The organism is Glycomyces sp. NPDC046736 (assembly GCF_040645615.1).
Lineage (GTDB): Bacteria > Actinomycetota > Actinomycetes > Mycobacteriales > Micromonosporaceae > Glycomyces.
Genome location: NZ_JBEYYO010000038.1, coordinates 1 through 5,248 on the forward strand (window position 1 = coordinate 1; position 5,248 = coordinate 5,248).

Consider the following 5,248-nt stretch of genomic DNA (forward strand, 5'->3'; position numbering starts at 1 on the left):
GTGTTGTGTTAAGTTCTCGGCGGTTAGTACCCGTCCACTCCACGCCTTACAGCGCTTCCATGTCGGGCCTATCAACCCAGTCATCTTCTGGGCGCCTCACCAACATTATGTTGACAGAGATCTCATCTCGAAGCACGCTTCCCGCTTAGATGCTTTCAGCGGTTATCGCTCCCGAACGTAGCCAACCAGCCATGCCCCTGGCGGGACAACTGGCACACCAGTGGTTCGTCCATCCCGGTCCTCTCGTACTAGGGACAGCCCTTCATCAAATCTCTTACGCGCGCGGCGGATAGGGACCGAACTGTCTCACGACGTTCTAAACCCAGCTCGCGTGCCGCTTTAATGGGCGAACAGCCCAACCCTTGGGACCAACTCCAGCCCCAGGATGCGACGAGCCGACATCGAGGTGCCAAACCATCCCGTCGATATGGACTCTTGGGGAAGATCAGCCTGTTATCCCCGGGGTACCTTTTATCCGTTGAGCGACACCACATCCGTACGTTGGTGCCGGATCACTAGCCCCTGCTTTCGCACCTGCTCGACCCGTCGGTCTCACAGTCAAGCACCCTTCTACGCTTACACTCACCGACCGGTTTCCAACCGGCCCGAGGGTACCATTGGGCGCCTCCGTTACCATTTAGGAGGCAACCGCCCCAGTTAAACTACCCACCAGGCACTGTCCCCCGACCCGATCAGGGCCGCGGGTGAGACACACCACCAGATCAGAGCGGTATTTCACCAACACCTCCACCCCGACTAGCGTCGAGGCTTCCCAGGCTCCCGCCTATCCTACACAAACCAAATAGTGCATCAATACCAAGCTATAGTAAAGGTCCCGGGGTCTTTCCGTCCTGCCGCGCGAAACGAGCATCTTTACTCGTACTGCAATTTCGCCGAGCATGTGGTTGAGACAGCGGGGAAGTCGTTACGCCATTCGTGCAGGTCGGAACTTACCCGACAAGGAATTTCGCTACCTTAGGATGGTTATAGTTACCACCGCCGTTTACTGGCGCTTCAATTCACCACTGCAGGCCGAAGGCCTTGATGGATCCTCTTAACGTTCCAGCACCGGGCAGGCGTCAGTCCATATACCTCACCTCACGGCTTCGCATGGACCTGTGTTTTTAGTAAACAGTCGCTTCCCCCTGGCCTCTGCAACCCCCCACCGCTCCCGAGCGCTTCGCTCCACGGTTTGGGGCCCTCCTTCTCCCGAAGTTACGGAGGCAATTTGCCGAGTTCCTTAACCACACATCACTCGAACGCCTCAGTATACTCTACCTGACCACCTGTGTCGGTTTAGGGTACTGGCCGACTACCACTCGCTAGAGGCTTTTCTCGACAGCACGGGATCACCGAATTCGCTCATACGAGCTATGCTTCAGCGCTCACCCTCACTATTGAAAGCAGGGACTCCGGATTTACCTAGAATCCCGGGCTACCACCTTACCCCGTCTATTCCACCAGACGGTACGGCTACCCCACTGCGTCACCCCATCACTACGCTACACACGGAAAGGACCCCAACCAGCAACCATCATTCCTCCACCCGAAGGCTTCACAACAACAGCAACCAGCCGGTTAGCATGACCGCTATCACTCATACGCGGTACTCGGGTACCGGAATATCAACCGGTTATCCATCGACTACGCCTCTCGGCCTCGCCTTAGGCCCAGACTAACCCAGGGCGGAACAACCGTCCCCTGGAACCCTTAGTCAATCGGCGCGCAGGATTCTCACCTGCGTTACGCTACTCATGCCTGCATTCTCACTCGTACCAAGTCCACCCCAGGATCACTCCGAAGCTTCACCCCAGGCACGACGCTCCCCTACCCAACCCAACGAAACGAATCTCGCTGGCATTGCTACGGCTTCGGCGGTGCACTTCAGCCCCGCTACATTATCGGCGCAAAACCACTCGACCAGTGAGCTATTACGCACTCTTTCAAGGATGGCTGCTTCTAAGCCAACCTCCTGGCTGTCAACGCGACCCCACATCCTTTTCCACTCAGTGCACCCTTAGGGGCCTTAGCCGGTAATCTGGGCTGTTTCCCTCTCGACGACGGATCTTCTCACCCGCCGACTCACTGCCGCACTCAACACCATGGCATTCGAAGTTTAGCTGAGCTCAGTAACCGACACGGCCCATCACCCAACCAGCGCCCTACCACCACGGTGCAACATGCGACGCTGCACCTAAATGCATTTCGGGGAGAACCAGCTATCACGGAGTTTGATTGGCCTTTCACCCCTACCCACACCTCATCCCCCCAGTTTGCAACCTAGGTGGGTTCGGGCCTCCACGACCTCTTACAGCCGCTTCACCCTGGACATGGGTAGATCACCCCGCTTCGGGTCTACAACACACCACTGGACGCCCTATTCAGACTCGCTTTCGCTCCGGCTCCACCACAACGGCTTAACCTCGCGGCATACCATAACTCGCAGGCTCATTCTTCAAAAGGCACGCCATCACCCGCCTACACGAAAACAAGTTTCATGCCGGGCTTTGACGGTTTACAGGCACATGGTTTCAGGCACTATTTCACTCCCCTCCCGGGGTACTTTTCACCATTCCCTCACGGTACTCTCCACTATCGGTCACCGGACCTCTTTAGGCTTACCAGACGGTCCTGGCAGATTCACACGAGCCTCCACGAAACCCGCGCTACTCGGGAGCACCACCCGAACACCATCAACAACCTTCACCTACGGGACTCTCACCCACTCCGGTCGGCTTTCCCACACCATTCGGCTAGCCATTGATGCATGTCCCTAGTCTCGGCAGAAACTAACGGTAATGTCCCACAACCCCCGACCCGCAACGCCTGCCGGCTATCACACGAACCAGGTTTAGCCTCCTCCGCGTTCGCTCGCCGCTACTGACGGAATCACTCTTGTTTTCTCCACAGCAGGTACTGAGATGTTTCACTTCCCCGCCACACCACCACCCGCCCTATACATTCAGGCAGGCGCAACCAGTCATCAAACTGGCTAGGTTACCCCATTCGGAAACCCTGGGATCACAGTCCAGTTGGCAACTCCCCCAGGCATATCGCAGCCTCACACGTCCTTCATCGGTCATCCGGTACCAAGGCATCCACCATGCGCCCTACACAACTTAACCAACACGGCCAAATCAGATAGAAACAAAGACACTCACGCACACTATACAAATCTCAAACAACACACCAACCACACCCGACACACACGCTTCATTTGCCACACAGGCAGTTCAAGCATCACCGCGTGTCCGCGATATGGCTAGGCACTGAGACGTATTGCCTCAGAACCCCAACAGGGTGCGGCACCACCGTTCCCGAAGGACCAGTGATGCCAAGGATGGTTTGCTTCAACGTGTAGTCGACACACCATTAAAATGTTTAGTCCATACACACCCGCTGTCAACCCGTCCCGCGGTATGCGGGATGGGCCGGTCATATGACCGGAGCGGATGGTTGATCGCAACGTTCGTGTCGCGATCGGGACTCCTTAGAAAGGAGGTGATCCAGCCGCACCTTCCGGTACGGCTACCTTGTTACGACTTCGTCCTAATCGCCAGCCCCACCTTCGACCACTCCCTCCAGTACACTGGTTAGGCCGTAGGCTTCGGGTGTTGCCAACTTTCATGACGTGACGGGCGGTGTGTACAAGGCCCGGGAACGCATTCACCGCAGCGTTGCTGATCTGCGATTACTAGCGACTCCACCTTCATCGAGTCGAGTTGCAGACTCGAATCCGAACCAAGACCGGCTTTACAGGGATTCGCTCCACCTCACGGTATCGCAACCCGCTGTACCGGCCAATGTAGCATGCGTGAAGCCCTAGACATAAGGGGCATGATGACTTGACCTCATCCCCACCTTCCTCCGAGTTAACCCCGGCAGTCTCCCGTGAGTCCCCAACTGAATGCTGGCAACACGGGATAAGGGTTGCGCTCGTTGCGGGACTTAACCCAACATCTCACGACACGAGCTGACGACAGCCATGCACCACCTGTCACCCAGTCCGAAGAGGCCCCCATCTCTGAGGGTTTCCGGGTGATGTCAAACCTAGGTAAGGTTCTTCGCGTTGCATCGAATTAATCCGCATGCTCCGCCGCTTGTGCGGGCCCCCGTCAATTCCTTTGAGTTTTAGCCTTGCGGCCGTACTCCCCAGGCGGGGCGCTTAATGCGTTAGCTACGGCACAGAATCAACCAACGTGACCCCACACCTAGCGCCCACCGTTTACAGCATGGACTACCAGGGTATCTAATCCTGTTCGCTCCCCACGCTTTCGCTCCTCAGCGTCAGAACAATCCCAGAGATCCGCCTTCGCCACCGGTGTTCCTCCACATATCTGCGCATTTCACCGCTACACGTAGAATTCCGATCTCCCCTAATTGCCTCAAGCCCGCCCGTATCCACCGCAAAACCCCGGTTAAGCCGAGGCCTTTCACGGCAGACGCAGCGGGCCGCCTACGAGCCCTTTACGCCCAATAAATCCGGACAACGCTCGCGCCCTACGTCTTACCGCGGCTGCTGGCACGTAGTTAGCCGGCGCTTATTCAACCACTACCGTCAACGGTGCGAATACACCGCCTTCGTGGTGGATAAAAGAGGTTTACAACCCGAAAGCCGTCATCCCTCACGCGGCGTCGCTGCATCAGGCTTCCGCCCATTGTGCAAAATTCCCCACTGCTGCCTCCCGTAGGAGTCTGGGCCGTATCTCAGTCCCAATGTGACCGACCGCCCTCTCAGGCCGGCTACCCGTCACCGCCTTGGTAGGCCATCACCCCACCAACAAGCTGATAGGCCGCGGGCCCCTCCCTAACCACAAAAGCTTTCCACCACACCCCATGCAGAGCGTGGTCGTATCCGGTATTAGCCGCCGTTTCCAACGGTTATCCCAAAGTTAGGGGCAGGTTACCCACGTGTTACTCACCCGTTCGCCACTCGAGTACCCCGCAAGCGAGGCCTTTCCGTTCGACTTGCATGTGTGAAGCACGCCGCCAGCGTTCGTCCTGAGCCAGGATCAAACTCTCCAACAAAAACCTGTTGCGCACCAACCCCTTACGGGATCAGCGACTTTGGTATGTGTCGAAGCATGTCCTGACCGATTTTCACGAAACACCACACGCATGCGATGTTCCAAGGAAAAGACAGTCAAAAACAGTACCAACCAAACCACTCGACGACCTAGCGCCTCATCGCCTGGCCGGCCCACACGCTGACCATCCAAACACCCTGTTGAGTTCTCAAACAACACGC

General features: G+C 56.9%; 2 rRNA genes. Both read right to left on the bottom strand.

Features of this window, described 5'->3' with window-relative positions:
- Positions 1 to 4: 4 nt before the first annotated feature.
- Positions 5 to 3,125 (bottom strand): 23S ribosomal RNA (locus AB0B28_RS22585).
- 369 nt (positions 3,126 to 3,494) lie between these two features.
- Positions 3,495 to 5,028, bottom strand: a 16S ribosomal RNA gene (locus tag AB0B28_RS22590).
- Together the 16S and 23S rRNA genes form the textbook arrangement of a ribosomal RNA operon.
- Positions 5,029 to 5,248: the final 220 nt, after the last annotated feature.